This is a genomic window from Pseudomonas sp. LPH60 (assembly GCF_030718165.1).
GTDB lineage: Bacteria > Pseudomonadota > Gammaproteobacteria > Pseudomonadales > Pseudomonadaceae > Aquipseudomonas > Aquipseudomonas danubii.
This window is the reverse complement of sequence record NZ_JAVAJH010000013.1, coordinates 14,432-33,939: the sequence shown is the minus strand read 5'-3', so window position 1 is coordinate 33,939 and position 19,508 is coordinate 14,432. Positions and strand designations below refer to the sequence as shown.

Below are 19,508 nucleotides of genomic sequence, written 5' to 3'. Positions count from 1 at the left end.
AGATCAAAATCTGACGGCGGCCTGCCGGCCGGCCTGTTTCATTGCCGTTCGCGTTACATGTAGCCGCTGCCGAAGGCTGCGACCGGCTCCGCAGGAGACGCTAAACCTGCCTCCCCAATGTTCCTGAACCACCGCGTCGCCTGGTTTTGCGAGCGCGAGCGCTCGTTCGCAGCCTGCGGCAGCGGCTACAGGGAACCAGCCTGCGCACCTTGGCTTTGGCTTTGGCTTTTGATCTTGATCTTGATCTTCAGGCCCCTTCCCAGCCGGCCGAGCGTAGGCGTTGCGTAGGGGGCAGCTCGGCATGGATGCCGAGCTAGCCGCCACCCGGCCAGGGATGGCCGGTTGGCGGCGGGCCCCCGGAGCAATGCCGAAGCGAGGGCACCCCGAGCCCCAGCGAGGGGCCCATGGAGGGGCAAGCGTTTTTTGGTTCCTTTTTTTGGCGTTTGAAAAAAAGGGACTCGCCGTAAGGGCGAAACCATAAGCAGCCGTTACCGCAGCACCGGATATGTACCCAACCCCCAACCCCCAAGCCATCAAGACAAACCCGCCAGCCGCCAAACCCGCAGCAGCAGATAGGCACTCCATCCCCCTCGCCACAGAGGCGAAACTGCCAGCTACGACAGCAGCGGATATGCCCCACTCCCCGCCATAACGAATCAACTCCCCATTCATTGCACCGGCACCGCCCTGATCGTCGCCCGCGGCCCCTGCCCAACCCCAGGCGTCTGCAACGAAACCGGCACCGCCCCCGGAATCGCCTTCGCCGCCGAAGGCAACTGCGGCGCCTGCATATCCGGCATCGCCCAACTGCGCTCCGGCTGCAACTCCCCCTGCGCCCGGCGCATGAAGTCGTAACGATTGAGGGTAATGCTGCGCCCCGCGCCACTGTCACGAATGATGTAGGGCCGCAGGAACACCATCAGGTTGGTCTTGGTAATGCTGCGCTTCTCATTGCGAAACAATGCCCCAAGTCCAGGAATACTCGACAGCCACGGCACCGCGTCATTGCTCTGGCTGTAACCGTCCTGCAGCAACCCCCCCAGCACCATGATCTGCCCGTCATCCAAGAGGATGCTGGTATCGATCGCGCGTTTGTTGGTCACGGTCCCGGCATCCACCGAGGCGCGAGGATCAACGCTGCTGACTTCCTGGTAGATGTCCAGCTTGACCGTGCCACCCTCGGAAATCTGCGGCCGCACATTGAGCTTCAGGCCCACTTCTTCACGCTGCACGGTCTGGAACGGGTTGTTGCTGGTGCCGCCGCCTCCGGTGACATAGCTGCCGGTGACAAAGGGAATGGTCTGGCCAACAAAAATGCTCGCCGCCTCGTTGTCCAGGGTCAAAAGATTCGGCGTCGACAACACGTTGGTCCCGCCCTTGCTCTTCAACGCTCGGGCCAGGACCTTGAGGTCCAGCACCTTGCCGATCCCCGGGATGTCCACGGTGCCGTTGACCACGCCGATGTTCAGGCCCTTGGGCAAGACGTCGATGCTGGTCTTGCTGGCCGGTGTCCCCATCAGCCCGCTGCCGCCGAGGTTGACCCCGCCAAAGCCGCCACGCCCACCCAGGTTGCCGGCCTGCCACTGCACGCCGAATTCGCTGGCGTCCTCCTCGCCCACTTCGACGATCAGGCTTTCGATCACCACTTGGGCGCGACGCTGGTCGAGCTGGTCGATGACTTCCCGCAGGTTGCGGTACAGCGGGTCCGGAGCGGAAATCAGCAAAGTGTTGGTGGTGGCGTCGGCCTGGATGGTGACCCCGCCGGCGCTGAAGGCGGTGTTCTGATCCGTTGCCTGGCCAGTGCCGCTCAAGCCGCTGCCGGAGTTGCTGCCCTGGCCGTAGGCACTGCTGCCACTGCTGCTGACGTTGCCGCTGCCGGTGGGCGTGCCGCTGCTGTTCTGGGTCGGGCTCTGGCCGCTCTGGCTGTTGCCGCCCATGCCGCTGAGCATGGCCCGGGCGCCGTCGCTGCTGCCACTGTCGCTTTCGCCGGTCAGCAGCCCGCGCAGGGCCTGGGCCAACTTGCCGGCCTGGGCGTTGCGCAGGTAGACCACGTGCAGGTTGCTCGGGTTGCTCTGGGCGTTGTCCAGTTTGTAGATCAGGTTGCGCGCCAGCTCGGTGCGCTCCGGGCTGCCGGCACGGATGATGATGGAGTTGGAACGCGGGTCGCCAATCACGCTGATTTTCTGGGTCTGGTCGGCGCCCTGGGTTTCCAGCAGTTCGGCCACCATGGTCGCGATGTCCACGGCGATGCCGTTCTGCACCGCTACCACATCGGTGTCGATGGCGCTGGGGGTGTCGATGCCGTCGATGATCTGCGCGACTCGCTGCAGGTTCTCGGCATAGTCGGTGACCACGATGCTGTTGTTGCCCGGGTAGGCGTTGATCGGGTTGTTCGGCGAAACGATAGGCCGCAGCACCGGGATCAGGTTCACCGCATTTTCGTATTGCAGGCGAAAGGTGCGGGTCAGCATGCCGTTGCCCGCTGGCTTGTCGGCGCTGTAGATCGGTCCGCCCAGCAGCTTGGCATCGGCCTCCGGCACCACCTGGGCCACGCCGCCCACGTCCACCACGGAAAAGCCCTGCATGCGCAGCGCCGCCAGCAGCATGTCGTAGGCCTGGTGGGCCGGCACCTGGCCTTCGCTGACCAGGGTCAGGCTGCCCTTGACCCGCGGGTCCACCAGGAACTGCTGGCCGGTGGAGCGGGACAAGGCCCGCACCACCGCCTGGATATCGGCGTCGACGAAGTTCAGTTGCACCGGCTGATTGCCCAGGGGGTTGCGCGGCACGCTGGTGCTGCGCGGGCTGCTGTGGCCGCGACTGCTGTTGGTCACCGGATGCAGGACTTTCGGCCGCTGAGCCTGCTGTGCCTGCAAGCGCTGGCGATCCAGCAGGGCATCGCCGCTGCGCTGGGTATTGGCCAGGGGCTGGCCCAGTTCGCTGTCCACCAGCAAGGGCGGCGGCGTGGTGGACGGGGTGTTGCTGCAGGCCCCCAACGCCAGCAGCAGAAAAGGTGCGGCCTTGCGACACTGGCGCACGTAATTGCAACCTGACCACTTCATGAAGCTTCCTTAGCGCCCTGCGCCTGATCCATGCGAACGGTCCCGGACAGTGTGCCTGCCGAGTCTTGGGCGGCGGCCGCGGCTGCGCGTTGCAGACGGGCCTCCACCACCTGCAGTGAAAGCTGCCGGGGAGCCCCCAGCAGCCAGCCGACCACGGCATCCGCCGGGGCCTGCTCAAAGGTCAACCGCCAGCTCTCGGGGCCGGCTTCATCAGGCTGTTGCAACTGGTAGTGGTCCTTGAGCCCGGCGCCGTCCAGGGTCTGGCGCAAGGATTGCTCAAGGCTCGCGCCCCGGCTGTCAGGGCCCGCCGCCTCGTGCAACAGCACTTCCAGGGCCTCGGCCTGGGCGCGTAGCTTCGGCGTCTCGGCTTGCCAGTAATCGATCGTCTTCAGCGGCGGCTGGATCAGCAGCCACCACAGCAATAGCCCCAGCACGCCCAGGGCGGTAGCGCTGAGCAGGCGTTTTTCCCGCAGCGCCAGAGTGTTCCAGTGGGCCTGGAACTGGGTCCGCAGACGCGACCAGCGCGCCTGATACTGCGCCAGCCTGGCCTTATTCATCTTCAGCTCCCGAGGTGTGGTCGGCGACGTTGGCCGGCTCGTCTGCGGCCGGGCTCAGGCTCCAGCCATTGTCCTGCGCCCGGACGCTGTAGCCGGCCTGGGTCAAGGCGCCCTGCCAGGCGCTGTCGGCGCTCTTGGGCGTGTCCGGCAGCAGCTCCAGCTGCAAGCGGTCCTCGGCGAAACTCAGGCTCTGCACGCTGCCCACCATGAAGGGCATGGCGCTGCCGGCCTGCTGCAACAGACGGCTGAACACCTGGGTCGGGTCAGCCGCCCCGCTCTGCTGCGCCGCCAGTTGCTGGCGGGCCTGTTGCAGGGGATTGAGCACCACCGGTAACTGAGGGAACACCTGCTTGACCCGCTGACTCATCTGCGCCTTGAGCCGCTGGCCCTGCTCGGCCTCACGGGCGGCATACAGGTTCAGCCCCACGACCCAGACCAGCACGGCCAGGGCGCAGCACCCCAGGGCCCGGCCCCAGCCTTGGACCTTCACGCCCCCCGCCACAGCGCCAGCGTGCAAGCCCCATCCCGGCAGCGGGCCGCTCCAGCGTTGCTCGCCCGGCAGCAGTTGGCAGGCCGGCGGCGCGGCATCGCCGATCCAGCCCACCTCGCAGCCCGAAGCCCGCAACTGCTCCAGGGTTTCTTCCACCAGCGGCTGCACGCTGCCCTGCCCGCTGCTCTGGCGCAGCAGCAGCTGGCCATCGAGCAGGCACAGGTTGGCTTGCCCCGGCGGCGGCACCGGCAAGGCATAAGGCGCCGGGTACAGCCCCTGAAGCTTCAGGCAGGCCTGTGCCAACAGACGCCCCAGGGCTTGCAGCGCGGTCTTGGGCAACCAGCTCAGGGCCACCTGCCCCTGGGCATCCCGGGTGCCATGGGCCACGTGCATCTGCTCACTGGGGCCGAGGATCAGCGCCTGGGCGGCGCAGTCCACCGCGGCCTTGATCCGCGCCGCCGGCAACTGAGGCAATTCGATATGGGTCAGCAGGCTGTCCAACGGATGCAGGAAGCACTCCACCGGCACCGGCTTGCCGCCCTGGGCCAGTTGCCCCAGGGGACAGCGACCGATCTCCCCGACCCGCCCACTGCGATCGAGCCGGGCGAAGTCCACCGGGCAGGCCAATGGCGCTTCAGCCGCAATCAACTCGGCCAGGGGCGGCAAGGCGATGCGCAAGCGACTCATGCCCCCACCCGCGACCAGATCACCTGGGGCATGCGGTCCTCGGGACGGTGCAACAGGGCCTCCAGGCTGACCCGGCGCTGATCGCGGCGAGCCCGGCCCTGGAGCAGGAACCATTCGCTGGTGATGCCGACCTTGATCTGCTCTACCGCAAGATGGGGCATGCGTAGACGGTTGAGGAAGTCGCCACGGTTGATGAACCAGTGCCCGGCATCACGCTCCGCCACCAGGGCCTTGGCCCGGGACAGTGGCAGCCCCGGCACCGCCGCCGTGAGTACCTCGGCGCTGGCGGTGTTGCCGTTGATCCAGGTGTTGCCCGGCAGGATGCTGACGTAGGGTTCAAGACGGGCCAGCCGGGCCTCGTCCAGACCCTGTATGCCCCGCAGCTCGTCCAGGCTGCGCAGCATCGGCTGACGGGGCGGCAAGGTCTGGGTCGCCGCGCCCGGAGACGTCAGGCGACCGCTGTTGAAGCTGCCCGCTTGGCTGGCGGCGTGCGCTGTGCTGCCCAAGCGCTGGGGATAGGAAGCGATCACCCGCTGGCTGATGCGTCGGCTCAGGGCGCTGTCGATGCCGATCAGCTGACACAGCTGTTCGAAGGCCTGCAACTGCACCGGGTCCACTTGCTGGTTGAACACCAGATTGCGCAGGTTGAACTTGCCTTGCAGGTCTTGCAGGCGGCCCTGGAACCCCGCGTTGAAGCCGCCCAGGGCCTGATCGCCGATGGGCCGCGCCCAGGCCTGGTCGAGTCGGGTCAGGACGTCACGCTGACGGGCGTCCCAGAGCAACTGCCGGCTGTATTCCAGGCCGCCCTGCAACACCCCGATCCCCACCACCCGCGCCTGCTCGGCTTCCACGCTGCGGGTCAAGGTGCTTTGCCGGGAGAGCATGGCGGCGGCCAGCACCGCCACCACCGCGGCGATCAGCAAGGCGCTGATGATGGCCATGCCACGCTGCTTCGCCGCATGGGGCGAATGGCTGTTCATGGCCGGCCTTACAGCTGCCAGGAGCCGATATCGGCATTCACGCCGTCGCCATCGGGCTGGCCGTCGGCACCGAGGGAGAACACATCCACCTCACCATTGGCCCCCGGGTTGAGGTAGTGATACGGACGGCCCCAGGGATCGTTGGGCAGCCGCTCCAGGTAGGAGCGCCAGTTGCTGTCCTTGGCATTGGCCGGACGCTCCACCAGCACCTTGAGGCCCTGGTTCATGTTCGGGTAGCTGCCGTGGTCGAGGCGATACAGCTTCAAGGCTTGCATCAGGCCGGCGATGTCCTGCTTGGCCGCCGTGGCCCGAGCCTGGTCCGGACGGTCCAGGACCTTGGGCACCACCATCACGGCCAGAATCCCGAGGATGACCACCACCACCATGATCTCGATCAGGGTGAAGCCACGCTGGCTTCGGGGTGCTGCGGTTGAGGTGACAGGCGCGATATCCATCTCGACATTCCTTGGCTTGAGTTCGATTCGTCGCGCAGTGTTGCAAGAAGATATGTCAGTGGTATTGAAAAACCTCGGGAGTTTCAGTCGCCATTCGGTCAAGCCCGCAAGCTAGTCTGCGAGGCTGTTTCCCAGTCGCGAGGGGCCCATGCGAGCCGTGTCCAAACAAGCTGGATTTACCCTGATCGAGGTGCTGGTGGCCCTGGCCATCATTGCCGTGGCGATGGCCGCAGCAGTGCGCGTGGCCGGGCTGATGACCCAGAGCAACGGCCTGCTGCGGGACAAGTCCCTGGCCTTGCTGGCGGCGCAGAGCCGGCTCGCCGAGTTGCGCCTGGAAGGCCGTTTGCCCAGCGGATTGAAGAGCGTCGATTGCGACCAGGGGCGCCTGAAGCTGCGCTGCGAACAGGCGATTGGCGCCGCGACCGCGACCGGGCTGGTGCGGGTCAGCGTCCAGGTGCGCGAGCGCAGCCGCGAGGCGCCGCCCCTGGCCCGCCTGGAAACCCTGATCAGCCGGCCCCAGGCGCCGCGCCAGTGAGGGTCAGCGTGTCAGCCGTGGCAGCAGCGGCGAGTCCGGCAGCTTGCTGACCTTGATCCGCGACTGTTCGCCGCCGCGCTCGATCAGCACGCCGTCGGCCTCGACGGCGGCCAGGCGCACCCCTTGGGTCAGTTGCTCGCCGGCCAGGAAGCTGCGCGGCGGACCGTCGTTCAGGCTCAGGATCGCCACCGCGCCACGGGCGCCGGCCATGACCCCGGACACCTTGATATCCACCTGCACCGGCTGGTTGGCAAACCACTGCAAGGCCGGGTTGTCGGAGCGCGCGGCGAGCACCTGGGGCGCCACTGCCGGGGGTTGGGATTGCGCCGGGGTCAGCAGCAGCGACGACCAGGTGGCAACACCGGCCAGGGCCGCCAGCAACGCCGCGTATTGCAGCAACCGGGGGGCGTCAAGGCGCGACGGAAATGACATGGCACGTAGCATCGGCGGGACCTCCTGTTTGTCCGTTGCCACAGCCTACCGCTCAATTCTCACGGTTTTATTTCACTGCACGATCATCTGCGTCGGGCACGCCAGTCCCGTCGCCAAGGAGCACAAGGTGCGACACACAGGCAAGCAACAGGGCTTTACCCTGATCGAACTGATGGTGGTGCTGGTGATCATCGGCATCGCCAGCGCCGCCGTGGGCTTGAGCATCCGCCCCGATCCGCTGCAGACCCTGCGCAAGGACGCCGAAGGCCTGGCCCAGTTGCTGCAAGTGGCCCAGGCCGAAGCCCGGGCCGACGGCCGGCCGATCACCTGGCGGGCCACGGCCAAGGGCTATACCTTCAGCCGCCGCGAGGACGAGGGCAGCGGCATCGACGACTTTCGCCACGACCGGCAACTGCGGCCACGGCAGTGGCAAAGCCCGACGCTGCAGGTGCATATCGAGCCCAGGCAGCGCCTGGTACTGAACGCCGAATGGATCAACCCGCCACTGCAGGTGGTGCTGTCCGACGGCCAGAACAGCTTGCGGGTAGAACGCAGCGCCAGCGGCCAGTTGCGGGTGGTGAGCCAGCCATGACGACACAACGCGGCTTTACCCTGATCGAGGTGATGGTGGCGATCATGCTCATGGCGCTGGTCAGCCTGATTGCCTGGCGCGGCCTGGACAGCGTCACCCGGGCCGACAGCCATCTGCGGGCCAGTACCGAACAGACCGAGGAACTGCTGCGCAGCCTCAATCAGCTGGAGCGCGACGTGGCCTTGCGGGCCGCTTCCCAGTTGCGCGAACCGAACCTGGACGAGACCGACGAAGCCGAACCCGACAGCCCCGCCCCGCTGAGCGTGCGCAGTTCCGACAGCAAGGGCTTTCGCCTGGAAGTGATCCGCAGCGCCCCCGCCCCGGGGGTTGGCTTGCAACGCGTGCGCTGGTGGCTCAAGGGCGACACCCTGTACCGCGCCGAGGCCGAGGTTCGGGACCGCTATCCGTTGCCGGCGCCCAAGAACGGAGTGGCCGTGCTCGGCCGGGTCAGCGACTTGCAGGTACGGGTCTGGAACCCTGACAAAGGCTGGCGTCAACTCAGTGGCAATCGCCAGGACAATCCCCCGGGCCTGGAGATCCGCCTGGTGCGGCAAACACCCCAGGGCGAAGAGCGCTACCGGCAAGTGCTAGGGCCCTTGCTCTAACACGCTGCGGGTTCGAAGCGCTGAGGGTTCTACGCAAGATCGCCAGGCAAGGCCCTGCGGGCCTTTTCGCAGCCTCGCCAGAGGCTCGGCAGCGGCTACAGGGCCAATGTCGATCCGGAGTTTGTGTAGCCGCTGCCGTAGGCTGCGAACGGCTTGGGCGGCATTCCGACGCAGGAGACGCGGGGATCTTGAGTCCGCCCAAGATCGACGGACGATCGCCAGGCAAGGCCCTGCGGGCCTTTTCGCAGCCTCGCCAGAGGCTCGGCAGCGGCTACAAGGCCAATGTCGATCCGGAGTTTCTGTAGCCGCTGCCGCAGGCTGCGAACGGCTTGGGCGGCATTCCGACGCAGGAGACGCAGGGATCTCGCGGGGGGTCAGCTGAGCAGTACCACGCCACCGGGCAGCTCGGTGCATTTGGCGCCATAGGCGTCGCGAATCAGCAAGGCCACGCCCGCCAACTGGTTGAGGTTGAAGCGCGCCTGGACCTTGCGCTGGCCCAACTCGGCATTGAGCAGCACCAGCATCCCCGGACGATAGCGGTTGATCTCGCTGATCACGGTGTTGAGGCTGGCGTTGTCGAACACCAGCACCTGCTCGCGCCAGGCGATCACGCTGCGGGGGTCCACGGCGATCGGCTCGCCCACCGCCCTGGCGTCGTAGGTCAGTTGTCGGCCACTGTCCAGGCGAATGCTGCGCCCCGCCACTGCCACTTGCAGGCTGCCTTCGATGCAGGTCACGCACACCTGATGATCGGTGTTGCGCAAATTGAAGCGCGCCTGGCGCGCACTCAGCCAGCCATCTCCGGCCTGGACCTTGAGCGCCTGGGTGCTGTGGCTGAAGACTTCCACCTCGCCCTCCAGCAGTTCAATGCCCTGCTCGCCCGCGCCTGGGTCGCGGCGGCTGATGCGGGTCTGGGTATTGAGCTCCAGGCTCACGCCCTCGGCCAGGTCCACCCGCCGCTGCTCACCGACGTCGGTGGCGAAATCCGCGGTCAGCCCGGCAAAGCCGCCCGGGACAGTGAACCGCACCATGAACAGCGCCGCCGACGCCGCAATCGCGCCACCCAGGAACGCCCGACGCCCCAAGTGCCGGGGCCGGGACTGTTGCTCCAGCTGCTGGGCTGCCGGTTGCAGGCAGTGCCACAGGGCCTTGGTGTGCTCGAAGGCGGCCGCGTGCTGCGGGCTTTGTGCGCACCATTGGCGCAGCGCCCGGGCGTCGGCCACGGTGGCCCGACCCGAAGTCAGGAGGACCAGCCAGTCCTGGGCTTCCCTCAGCAGTTGCGGGTCCGCCGAGGCCTGGGGGGTGCAGATGCTAAAAATGTTCAAGCGCGCAGGTACTCACGGATTGATCAGGGACTCTTTGTCTAGGACAGTTTTCCGGCCCCGGGACCGAACCGCTGAATGACTTTTCTTTCAAGGCGCAAGGCGCAATGGCCCAGGGCAGCCTTGATTTCTTTCTCCACCATCCGTGTGGAAATGCCGAAACGCTGGGAAATTTCCAGGTGCGGCGCCTCTTCCAGGCGCGCGGCGATAAAGATCTTGCGCCGCCGCGCCGGCAGTTCGTAGAGGGCTTTGAGCAGGGTCTGGATTTCTTTCTGGCCGCCCACCACCCGCGACGGGTCCAGGGTGTCATCGGCGATGTGCAGCAGTTCCTCGACCTCGTCGCCGGTCAGCAGCCGGGCGTCGGACTGGCGGCGGTCGGCGGCAATGTTCAGGGCCATGCGATAGAGGTAGGCATTGGGTTGCAGCAGGTTGGGCGGCTCTTCCATGCGGTCGACCCGCAGGTAGGTTTCATGCAGGACGTCGTTGGCCAGGTCCTCGGAGCCTAGGCGCCTGCGCAAGCGCACCCGAAAGTCCTCGTAGGACGTCAGGAACAGCCTGACCATCGCACTCTGTGCGGTATTTTTCATACCCCGGAAGCTCCTTCCCATTCCCTGCAGTCCATGCGTTTCCCTGTTGTGTCCGGTATCAAGAGTAAGGTCAGCGGCTGGCGCAGCGAGCTGGGCGCCTGGCGCTGAACCCGGGTGTCTGCCAGGCGCTGCACCAAGGCTTCATCGCGCTGCAAATCGCCGGTGGAGCTCACCAGGCGGCTGTGCTGCACCCGGCCATCGGCGCCGATCCACAGTTGCAGCAAGGCGCGAAAGCGGCCCGGACGGGTCAGCGCCGAACCACACAGACTGTGCTCCACCGCCTGTTGCACGGCACTGGCATAACTGCTGTTGAGCCGCGCCGCCCGGCTGCTTCCCGCACCCGGTAGCGGCGTGGCCGGCGTGGCCTGCGGCACCTGCAGGGTGAAGGCATCGCTGCGGGCATAACGGGCCATCAGGCCACTGCCCGCCAGCAGGCGACTCAAGCCCTCCTGAGCGCTGTAGCGGCCCTTGATCCCCACCGACCGCCGCCCCCGGGTCAACTCCCGATCCACCAGCACCGCCATTCCTGTGGCGCGACTGAACAGCTCCAGGGCATCCACCAGGTTCTGCGCCGGAATCTCCAGCGTCAGCAAGGCCTGGGAATCCACCCGGGGCGGTCCCTCGACAGCGGGCTGGCCCCAGCCCTGCGGCATCAACGCCAGCAGCACGAACCCCAGCACACAGGTCGCCAAGCCCCCGTGCAATGAAGTCCATCGCCCGACCTGCGCGCTGCGTCGCTGCACTGCAGTCCAATCCCTAAAAGCGTCATCCTGAGGCCAGTTTATGAATCTGGTGTTACGGCCACGGCAAAAAAACCATCACTTTTTCAGTCATCGGTTTGCACTACACTCGGCCGGCATCGAGGCCCGCTTTCCCGGGTCTGCCAGGAGGCCAGGATGAATCGTTCAAGCCAATACGCCGCCACCTTGTTGCTGTGCGCCCTGCCCTGGACGCTGCAGGCCGAGGAGGCCCGCGAGGGTTGTGTGGAAGTCAGCGTCGGCGGCTACAAGGCCCCCGACTACAACTGCCTGAGCAAACAGATGGGCAACGACCCGGACGCCGTCAAGGCGGCCCAGGCCAATCAACAGGCCATGGAGGACCCGGTGCACAAGCGCCCGCCGAACCAGGTCGGGCTCTCGACACCGGCCGCCACCAGCGTGCGCATGGGGAATACCTTCGGCACTTCGGTCAAGCCGCAACGGCCCTGAGGGCCAGTTCCTCCGCCCTCAAGCGGCCACTATCGGGATTGCGCCCCTATACCGGCCGTTAACCTCGGCCGCGCTAGATTGCTGCACCCAAACACCGGTGCCAGCAACCTGCCACGCCGCCATTCGTGCACGCGTTCGAGTGCTGGCCACCATACCGTCGGCTTTTTTGTGTGTTGTGAACATGGAAAGCGTTCAAAAACAAATCTGGCAACGACCCGGCCTGAGTATTTTCCTGGTGGCCCTGGTGCTGCTCATGGGCCTGCAATACAAACCGGCCGTCCTCAACTACACCACGCGCTTCGTCGACTTCGCCGACTACATGCTGCAGCACGGCATGACGCTGTTCCCCATCGCCGAGGATCTGCAGCCGTATCCCGACTACACCGTTGTCAACACGGTGCTGGTCTACCTGGCGTCGCTGCCCTTCGGCCAGCTGTCCGTGCTGTCGATGGGCCTGCCCCTGTGCATTGCCGCGTCGCTGATGCTGGTGTTCATCTACAAACTGGGGGCCCTGCATGAGCAGAAATGGGGCGTCTGCGGCGTGCTCTTTGCGCTGTTCACCTGGGCGTTCCTGGACAGCGTCAACTCCCTGGCCCTGGACATCTACCCCGCCCTGATCACCGCGGGCTGCTTCTACCTGGCCTACACCGCCGATCTCAAGCAACAGCGCGCACGCCTGGCGCTGGTATTGCTTGGGCTGATCCTGGGCTTTGCACTGCGCGGGCCGATCGGCATGATCGGCCCGGCACTGGTGGTCGGCACCTATTACCTGCTGAGCCGGCAGTGGCGGACCCTGGTCGGGTTCTCGCTGCTGAGCGGCCTGCTGTTCGCCGCCGGGGTCGCCCTGCTGGCCTGGGCCGCCCAGGTGCAGGGCGGTGACGCCTTCATGCAGCAAGTGCTGGAGATGCAGGGCCTGGGCCGGATCGCCAGCAATCACTCGCCACGCTATTACTTCTACTTCAGCGTCGGGCTGATCACCTACAGCTTCACCGCGTTCTACGCCCTGTGTGTCATGGTCAGAAGCGCCAGGCCGGGGTTCAGCGCGCCGCCGCCGTCGGCACCGCGCCTGCTGCTGTACCTGGGCGCCTGGTTCTTGGTGCTGATCCTGTTCTTCAGCATTCCCAACTCGAAGAAGGCGCGTTACATCGTGTCCATCACCCCGGCCATTTCCCTGCTGGCGGCCTATATATTCGTCGACCCCAACGGCCTGTTCAGCGCCACCCGCAAACGCCTGCTGCGCCTGTGCCTGAACCTGCCGGCCTGCGGCGCGGTCCTGGCGCTGCTGGTACTGGGCTACAACGCGTTTGCCGCCCAGCCCTTGCAGCCCAACTTCGCCGGTGTGTTCGCAAGCTTTGTCCTGCTCAGCGGCGTGCGCTACTGGATCGGCCGGCAATACGCCGAGCACCGGCATTACGAGGTGATCGTCCTGGCGTTCGGCGTGGCGGCGTTTCTCTTGCTCGATGGGTTCTTTTTCAACGCCATCACCTATCACCTTGAACTGGCCAATGAACCAACGCCCAAATTCCTGCCTTACTGGTTCTGGTAAGCCCGGGACACTGGGCGGCGGGCAATCCGGGGCGCTGCTTGCAACGCGCGCGCAAGATTTGGTAACACTCCCGCTGGCCAGCGACCATGAAACCGAACTGGCACAGTGCTGTCACATCGCAATCGGTAACGGCAGCGGTCGTCCGGCGGCGCCCGGCCCAGGTGGCGGGCGCCGCGCATCACTGCCACAGGTTACCGGCCTGGGCCTGCCGCCCATGCGCCAGGCCATACTCCATCAAGGCTGAAAGAGCGAACCATGAAGCAAAACATCCTCCTCGTATCCGTCTGTGCCGCCCTGCTCCAGGCCTGCACCCCGGCGTCCACTCCCCCTGAAGGATCCTCTTCCATGCCCGCCAGCACTGCCTCCGTCAGCGCCCAACCAGCACTGGCCGCCTACTACTGGCAACTGGTCTCGGCCAGCGACGCGGCGGGCAAACCCGTTGCCGCCCTGGACAAGGGCATCGAGCGCCAACTGCGCCTGACCTTCACCGGGCAGAACCTCAACATCAGCGGCGGCTGCAACCGCCAGTTCGGCGGTTTCCAGTCTGAAAACGGCGTGCTCAAGGTCCAGCCCCTGGCCTCGACCATGATGGCCTGCGACCCCAGCCTGATGACCCTGGATGCCGAAGTCGGCCGCCTGTTCAAGGGCGACCTGCGCACCACCTTCGGCGGCGACGAATCGACTCCGACCCTGCAACTGACCACCCAGGACGGCACCCAGCTCAAGTTCGTAGGCCAGCCCACCCCCGAAACCCGCTACGGCAGCCAGGGCCAGACGCGCTTCCTGGAAGTGGCGGCCCAGACCGTCAAATGCAGCCACCCGCTGATCCCCGACTTCCAGTGCCTGCAAGTGCGTGAGCGCCGCTACGATGCCGCCGGCCTGCAACTGCCGACCCAGGACGCCTGGCATCCGCTGTACCAGTCCATCGAGGGTTACGAGCACCAGGACGGCGTGCGCAACGTGCTGCGGGTCAAGCAATACGAATGGAAGAACCCGCCTGCCGACGCCCCGTCCACGGTCTACGTGCTGGACATGGTGGTCGAGCAGGACGCCTCGGCCAAGACCCGCTAAACCTTACCCGACAACCGCCTGCCGGCACCGACGCCAGGCAATAAAAAAGCCCCGTATCTTGCGATACGGGGCTTTTTTTGTTCAGGGCGGGGTCAGGCCGTTACAGCACCGACTGACCGCTCATGGCCAGGTCCAGCAGTTCCCGGTTGGCCACGGCATACATGGCGTAGTCGGTGCCGCTGGCGGCACGGATTTCCACCATCATGGCGCGCCAGCGATCAGCCATGCTCGCGTTCTGCTCCAGCCACAGGGCCACGCGGGCTTCCATGTCGTCCGGCGCATCGGCCATCTGCAGCACCTTGATGGTGATCGCCCGTTGCTGCCAGTCCACATCGTCGCGGAAGGCTTCACGGGCCTGGGCCTGCCAGTTGTTGCCCACCGGCAGATCGCTGATCTGCTGCAGGTACCACGGCAGGTCCAAGGCGCTGCCCACGGCGAAGTAGGCCTTGGCCACATCGGCCGCGCTCTGACCAGTCACGTCGGCGGCTTCGATGATCGGCAGCAGGGTGTACAGGTGAGTGGTGCCTGCAACCATGCGCGCCAGCAACTCCGGTACGCCGGCTTCGACATAGGCCTGGTAACGGTTCTGCCAGCCTTCGCGGGTCGGGCCTTCCAGCAGTTCGTCGAGCTTGAGGCCCAGGGCCGCCAGGTGCGGACCGAAGTGGGCGACATCGCGCGCGGCATCCTGCTCGTTGCGACGGCTGCGCAGGAACCAGCGGGTCGCCCGACGGCCCAGACGCATCAGCTCGTCCATCAGCTCCAGTTGCACCTGGGCCGAGACCTGGTGATCCAGGGCTTCGATCTGACGGAACCAGTGCGGCAGGTGGAAGATGTCCCGCACGATCACATAGGCACCGGCAACGTTCGCCGGGCTCATGCCGGTGGACTCCTTCAGGCGCTGCACGAAGGTGATGCCCATGTGGTTGACCAGGTCGTTGGCGATCTGGGTGCTGACGATCTCGCGCTTCAGACGATGGCGACGCATGGCTTCGGAGAACTTGGCCACCAGGCTCGGCGGGAACGCGGTCTCCATGTCACGGGTCAGGTAGTCGTCATCCGGCACCAGGGACTTGAGCAAGGCTTCCTTGAGGTCGATCTTGCTGTAGGAAATCAGCACCGACAGCTCTGGACGGGTCAGGCCCTTGCCAGTCGCGGCGCGCTCGGTGAGCTGCTCCTCGGTCGGCAGGTACTCGATGGCGCGATCCAGCTTGCCGCGGCCTTCCAGGTCGCTCATCAGGCGCTTGTACTCGGCAGCACGCTCGTAGGCACGGCGCGCGGCCAGGGACAGGGCCTGGGTCTGCTTGTAGTTGTTGCCCAACACCAGGCCACCGACTTCGTCGGTCATGCTGGCCAGCAGCTGGTTGCGCTGCTTGTCAGTCATGTCACCGGCCTGCACCACTTCGTTGAGCAGGATCTTGATGTTCACTTCGTGGTCGGAGCAGTCCACGCCACCGGCGTTGTCGATGAAGTCGGTGTTGGAACCGCCGCCATTGAGGCCGAATTCCACACGACCCAGCTGGGTCATGCCCAGGTTGCCGCCCTCGCCCACCACTTTGCAGCGCAGCTCGTTGCCGTTGACGCGCAGGGCGTCGTTGGCCTTGTCGCCGACGTCAGCGTGGCTCTCGGTGCTGGCCTTGACGTAGGTGCCGATCCCGCCGTTCCACAACAGGTCCACCGGCGCCTTGAGCAAGGCGTTGAGCAGCTCGGTCGGGGTCAGCTTGTCGGCCTGGATGTCGAAACGCTCTTTCATCTGCGGCGAGATGGCGATGCTCTTCGCGCTGCGCGAGAAGATGCCGCCGCCTTCGGACATGATGCTGGTGTCGTAGTCGGTCCAGGCCGAACGCGGCAGCTCGAACATGCGCTTGCGCTCGACGAAGCTGGTGGCCGGGTCCGGGTTCGGGTCGATGAAGATGTGCAGGTGGTTGAACGCCGCCACCAGTTGCAGCTTGTCGGACATCAACAGGCCGTTGCCGAACACGTCGCCGGCCATGTCGCCGATGCCGACCACGGTGATGCTGTCTTCCTGGACATTGATCCCGCGCTCGCGGAAGTGGCGCTGCACGCCGACCCACGCGCCCTTGGCGGTGATGCCCATCTTCTTGTGGTCGTAACCGGCGGAACCGCCGGAGGCGAAGGCGTCGCCCAGCCAGAAGCCGTAGTCGATGGCAATGCCGTTGGCGATGTCGGAGAAGGTCGCAGTGCCCTTGTCCGCCGCCACCACCAGGTACGGGTCATCGTCGTCATGCCGCACCACGTTGGCCGGTGGTACCAGGGCGCCGTCTTTCAGGTTGTCGGTGATGTCCAGCAAGCCGGAAATGAAGATGCGGTAGCAGGCGATGCCCTCGGCCGCGATCTCGTCCCGGCTGCCGCCCAATGGCAGGCGACGGGGCAGGAAGCCGCCCTTGGCGCCCACCGGCACGATCACCGAGTTCTTCACTTGCTGGGCTTTTACCAGGCCCAGGACTTCGGTACGGAAGTCTTCTTCACGGTCGGACCAGCGCAGGCCGCCGCGCGCCACGTTGCCAAAGCGCAGGTGCACGCCTTCAACCCGTGGCGAGTAGACGAAGATTTCGAACTTGGGCACCGGCTTGGGCAGCTCGGGGATCAGGTGCGGGTTGAACTTGAAGCTGAAGTAGGACTTGTTCTGGCCGTTGGCGTCGGTCTGGTAGAAGTTGGTCCGCAGGGTGGCCTTGATCAGGTCCAGGTAGCGTCGCAGGATGCGGTCTTCGTTGAGCACCTGAACGTCGTCCAGGGCGGTGAGGATCGCTTGTTCCAGACGCTGCTGCTTGTCTTCCAGGTCTTCACTGGTGAGCTTGCGCGCCAGGTAGAAACGGGTCTTGAACAACCGGGTCAACTCGCGGGCGATGTCGGTATGGTTGTTCAGGGTGCTGGCGATGTAACCCAGGTCGAAGCCCAGGCGGATCTGCTTCAGGTAGCGGGCGTAGGCACGCAGCAGCGCCACGTCGCGCCATGGCAGGCCGGCAGTCAGCACCAGGCGGTTGAAGGCGTCGTTCTCGGCATCGCCACGGACGATGTGGACGAAGGCGTCCTGCAGCGTGTCGTTGAGCTGCTGGATGTCCAGGTCCAGGCCCTCGGCGGCGGTGAAGGCGAAGTCGTGGATCCAGTACTCGCGGCCATTGTTGTGGCGCAGGCGGTACGGGAACTCACCCAGCACGCGCAGGCCGAGGTTTTCCAGGATCGGCAGCACGTCGGACAGCGCCAGCGGGGTGTCGGCGTGGTACAGCTTGCAATGCAGCTCGCGCTGGCCGGAGACCTGGCCCAGGGGCTGGTAGAAGCTCATCACCAGCGGGTTGGCTTCGGTGAGGCTCAGCAGGTGCTGCATGTCCACCACCGCCGAGTGGGCGGCGAAACGCTCGCGGTAGCCGGCCGGGAAGCCTTTGGGGAAGTCCGCCAGCACGTTGGTGCCGTGGGCTTCGCCGAAGCTTTCCACCACCAGGCTGGCGTAGTCGTCCTGCCAGCTGCGGCAGGCCTGCACCACTTCTTTTTCCAGCAGCAGCGGGTCGATGTCGATGCGTTGTTTCGGGTCCACCCGCAGGATCAGCTGCACGCGGGCCAGCACCGACTCGGAGAAGAAGGTCCAGAACTCGCAGTCAGTGGCTTGCAGGCGATCCATCAGAACTTGCTGGATCTTCTGCCGCACTTCGGTGGAATAGATGTCGCGCGGCACATAGGCCAGGCAGTAGCAGAAGCGACCGTACGGGTCCTTGCGCAGGAACACGCGGATCTTGTTGCGCTCCTGGATCTGCACGATGGACATCACGGTGCTGAACAGCTCGTCCACCGGGGTCTGGAACAGATCGTCCCGTGGCAGCACTTCCAGGACCTGGGCCAGTTCCTTGCCCAGGTGCGCCTTGGCCTGGAAGCCCGAGCGCTGCTCGATGACTTCCACCTTGCGGCGGATGTAGGGAATCACTCGCACGCTTTCGCCGTACACCGAGGAGGTGTAGAGGCCCATGAAGCGGCATTCCTTGATCACCTTGCCGTCGGCATCGATCTGACGGATCGAGACGAAGTCCGGGTAGGCCGGACGGTGCACGCGGCTGGGGTGCGCGGCCTTGGCGAACGACAGCGGCGTCGGTTCGCGCAGGTAGTTGACGGCGTAGTCTTCGATGCGCAGGTCATCGCTGGTCAGGCCGGCGCGCAGCAGCTTGGCCAGGCCGAGGAAGGAGCTGGGGTCATAGTCGATATGCCCGCCGTCCTGATCGGTGCCGACCACGAATTCTTCATAGCCGAGGAAGGTGAAGTGGTTGCCCACCAGCCATTCCAGGAAGCTCTTGATCTCGGTCTTTTCATCGGCAGCGATGGCGAACTGGCTGTTGTCGATGCTTTCGATCAGTTCCTGGACCTTGGCCTTCATCGGCTCGAAGTCGGCCACGGCGACCCGCACTTCACCCAGCACCTGCTCCAGTTCCTTGCCCAGCACGCTGAGTTCGGCGGCATTGGCGCAACGGTCGATCTCCAGGTACATCAGCGACTCTTGCTGCACGCCTTCGCCTTGGGTGCCCTTGGGCAGGATTTCTTGCAGCTCGCCCTTGCTGCCACGGCGCACGCTGAGCACGGTGGTCTGCAGGGTGTGGATGCTGTAGCCGCGACGGTTGAGCTCGGTACGGACCGAGTCCACCAAAAACGGCAGGTCGTGGTGCAGGACTTCCACTGCGGTGTGGGTCGACTGCCAGCCGTGACGTTCGTAATCGGGGTTGTAGACGCGCACTTGCGGTTGCGCGTGATCGAAGCGCTCAAGCAGGCGCCAGGCAGAAAGGGTGCAGCCCGCCAGGTCGGACATGCGACGCTGGGTGAGTTCGTCCAGGGAAATGATGCCGAAGAATTGTTCAGCGAACAGCGCCACTTGTGGCAGTGCCTGTTCACTGATGTGCTGGGCCAGTGCCGCTTGCAGTTGGTGCTGAAAGTCGGCCTTGCTGGCTGCGGTGAAGAACGCCATCTGTGGTACTCCGCTTGGGCTTGTTATTGATGGTAGCGTCGCGTGCAAACCCCTTGCGGGGCGGTGGTGCATCCTGCTCCTGGTCTCGGGCAGAGGTTGCAGGATGCCAGGTGGGTGAAGCTGGACGAGACGCGCAGGTCACATTCACCTTCCCGGGATGGGCATCTGCAAAAACGACTGGCGCTTGCAGAGCGCGCAATGCCTTTACAGGTGACCATCACCCTTCGGACGCCCCCCAATTGCACGTGAGAACAAATTGTCCGCTGCGCAGCTTAACGAGTGGAACGCGACAGCTGCTTGCGATGCTGCGACATATTCGGTCAACGGCACGCAACTGGCGGACGGTGCCCTGAACAACACTAGCAGGCGACGGAGAAAAACCAGGGTTTTTCCCCGGTTTCACGGTACTTGCGTACCAGAAG

Annotated in this window: 16 protein-coding genes; 6 read left to right on the top strand and 10 right to left on the bottom strand. The window is 65.4% G+C overall.

Features of this window, described 5'->3' with window-relative positions:
* Positions 1–668 precede the first annotated feature (668 nt).
* Genes gspD through gspG form a run of 5 tightly spaced genes read right to left on the bottom strand, consistent with a single transcriptional unit; the run spans position 669 to position 6,228 of the window.
* Positions 669–3,059 (bottom strand): type II secretion system secretin GspD, encoded by a 2,391-nt coding sequence (gene gspD, locus Q8O96_RS30575; protein WP_305950052.1) that lies wholly within the window; start codon positions 3,057–3,059, stop codon positions 669–671.
* Positions 3,056–3,616: a type II secretion system protein GspM gene (gspM, locus tag Q8O96_RS30570; RefSeq protein WP_102863335.1), complete on the bottom strand. Its 561-nt coding sequence runs from the start codon at positions 3,614–3,616 to the stop codon at positions 3,056–3,058. Before gspM ends, gspD begins: the two co-directional genes overlap by 4 nt.
* Positions 3,609–4,793: a type II secretion system protein GspL gene (gene gspL, locus Q8O96_RS30565; protein WP_305950051.1), complete on the bottom strand. Its 1,185-nt coding sequence runs from the start codon at positions 4,791–4,793 to the stop codon at positions 3,609–3,611. The genes gspM and gspL overlap by 8 nt, the downstream gene beginning before the upstream one ends.
* Positions 4,790–5,773, bottom strand: a complete 984-nt coding sequence (gene gspK / locus Q8O96_RS30560; protein WP_305950050.1) for a type II secretion system minor pseudopilin GspK — start codon at positions 5,771–5,773, stop codon at positions 4,790–4,792. Before gspK ends, gspL begins: the two co-directional genes overlap by 4 nt.
* An 8-nt stretch (positions 5,774–5,781) precedes the next feature.
* Positions 5,782–6,228, bottom strand: a complete 447-nt coding sequence (gspG, locus tag Q8O96_RS30555; RefSeq protein ID WP_102863332.1) for a type II secretion system major pseudopilin GspG — start codon at positions 6,226–6,228, stop codon at positions 5,782–5,784.
* 148 nt (positions 6,229–6,376) lie between these two features.
* Between gspG and gspI the strand changes: the two genes are divergently transcribed.
* Positions 6,377–6,763 carry a type II secretion system minor pseudopilin GspI gene (gene gspI, locus Q8O96_RS30550; RefSeq protein WP_305950049.1) on the top strand — a complete coding sequence of 129 codons (387 nt, stop codon included), beginning with the start codon at positions 6,377–6,379 and terminating at the stop codon, positions 6,761–6,763.
* Between the two features lie 3 nt (positions 6,764–6,766).
* On the opposite strand, the gene Q8O96_RS30545 is transcribed toward gspI, so the two are convergent.
* Complete coding sequence (locus Q8O96_RS30545) at positions 6,767–7,195, bottom strand: type II secretion system protein N (RefSeq protein ID WP_240322011.1); 429 nt, start codon at positions 7,193–7,195, stop codon at positions 6,767–6,769.
* 127 nt (positions 7,196–7,322) lie between these two features.
* On the opposite strand from Q8O96_RS30545, the gene gspH reads away from it, so the two are divergent.
* The gene (gene gspH, locus Q8O96_RS30540) at positions 7,323–7,787 is read left to right on the top strand and encodes a type II secretion system minor pseudopilin GspH (protein ID WP_258009269.1); all 465 of its coding nucleotides are present in this window, start codon (positions 7,323–7,325) and stop codon (positions 7,785–7,787) included.
* Positions 7,784–8,392 (top strand): type II secretion system protein J, encoded by a 609-nt coding sequence (locus tag Q8O96_RS30535; RefSeq protein ID WP_305950048.1) that lies wholly within the window; start codon positions 7,784–7,786, stop codon positions 8,390–8,392. Before gspH ends, Q8O96_RS30535 begins: the two co-directional genes overlap by 4 nt.
* 374 nt (positions 8,393–8,766) lie before the next feature.
* On the opposite strand, the gene Q8O96_RS30530 is transcribed toward Q8O96_RS30535, so the two are convergent.
* The 3 genes from Q8O96_RS30530 to Q8O96_RS30520 are packed head-to-tail and all read right to left on the bottom strand — an operon-like array spanning position 8,767 to position 10,954.
* Entirely contained in the window at positions 8,767–9,717 is a 951-nt protein-coding gene (locus tag Q8O96_RS30530) for a FecR domain-containing protein (RefSeq protein WP_102879105.1), read from the bottom strand.
* Positions 9,718–9,755: 38 nt separating this feature from the next.
* Positions 9,756–10,301 (bottom strand): RNA polymerase sigma factor, encoded by a 546-nt coding sequence (locus Q8O96_RS30525; protein WP_102863326.1) that lies wholly within the window; start codon positions 10,299–10,301, stop codon positions 9,756–9,758.
* The gene (locus Q8O96_RS30520; RefSeq protein ID WP_102863578.1) at positions 10,298–10,954 is read right to left on the bottom strand and encodes an STN domain-containing protein; all 657 of its coding nucleotides are present in this window, start codon (positions 10,952–10,954) and stop codon (positions 10,298–10,300) included. Before Q8O96_RS30520 ends, Q8O96_RS30525 begins: the two co-directional genes overlap by 4 nt.
* A 243-nt stretch (positions 10,955–11,197) precedes the next feature.
* On the opposite strand from Q8O96_RS30520, the gene Q8O96_RS30515 reads away from it, so the two are divergent.
* The 3 genes from Q8O96_RS30515 (at position 11,198) to Q8O96_RS30505 (ending at position 14,126) form a co-directional block, all read left to right on the top strand.
* Entirely contained in the window at positions 11,198–11,509 is a 312-nt protein-coding gene (locus tag Q8O96_RS30515; RefSeq protein ID WP_102863325.1) for a hypothetical protein, read from the top strand.
* Positions 11,510–11,690: 181 nt separating this feature from the next.
* Complete coding sequence (locus Q8O96_RS30510) at positions 11,691–13,055, top strand: hypothetical protein (RefSeq protein WP_305950047.1); 1,365 nt, start codon at positions 11,691–11,693, stop codon at positions 13,053–13,055.
* A gap of 345 nt (positions 13,056–13,400) precedes the next feature.
* Entirely contained in the window at positions 13,401–14,126 is a 726-nt protein-coding gene (locus Q8O96_RS30505; protein ID WP_240322012.1) for an META and DUF4377 domain-containing protein, read from the top strand.
* 100 nt (positions 14,127–14,226) lie between these two features.
* Here the strand turns inward: Q8O96_RS30505 and Q8O96_RS30500 are convergent, their stop codons facing one another.
* A complete protein-coding gene (locus Q8O96_RS30500) occupies positions 14,227–19,086 on the bottom strand; it encodes an NAD-glutamate dehydrogenase (RefSeq protein ID WP_305950046.1) in 4,860 nt (1,619 codons plus the stop codon).
* Positions 19,087–19,508: the final 422 nt, after the last annotated feature.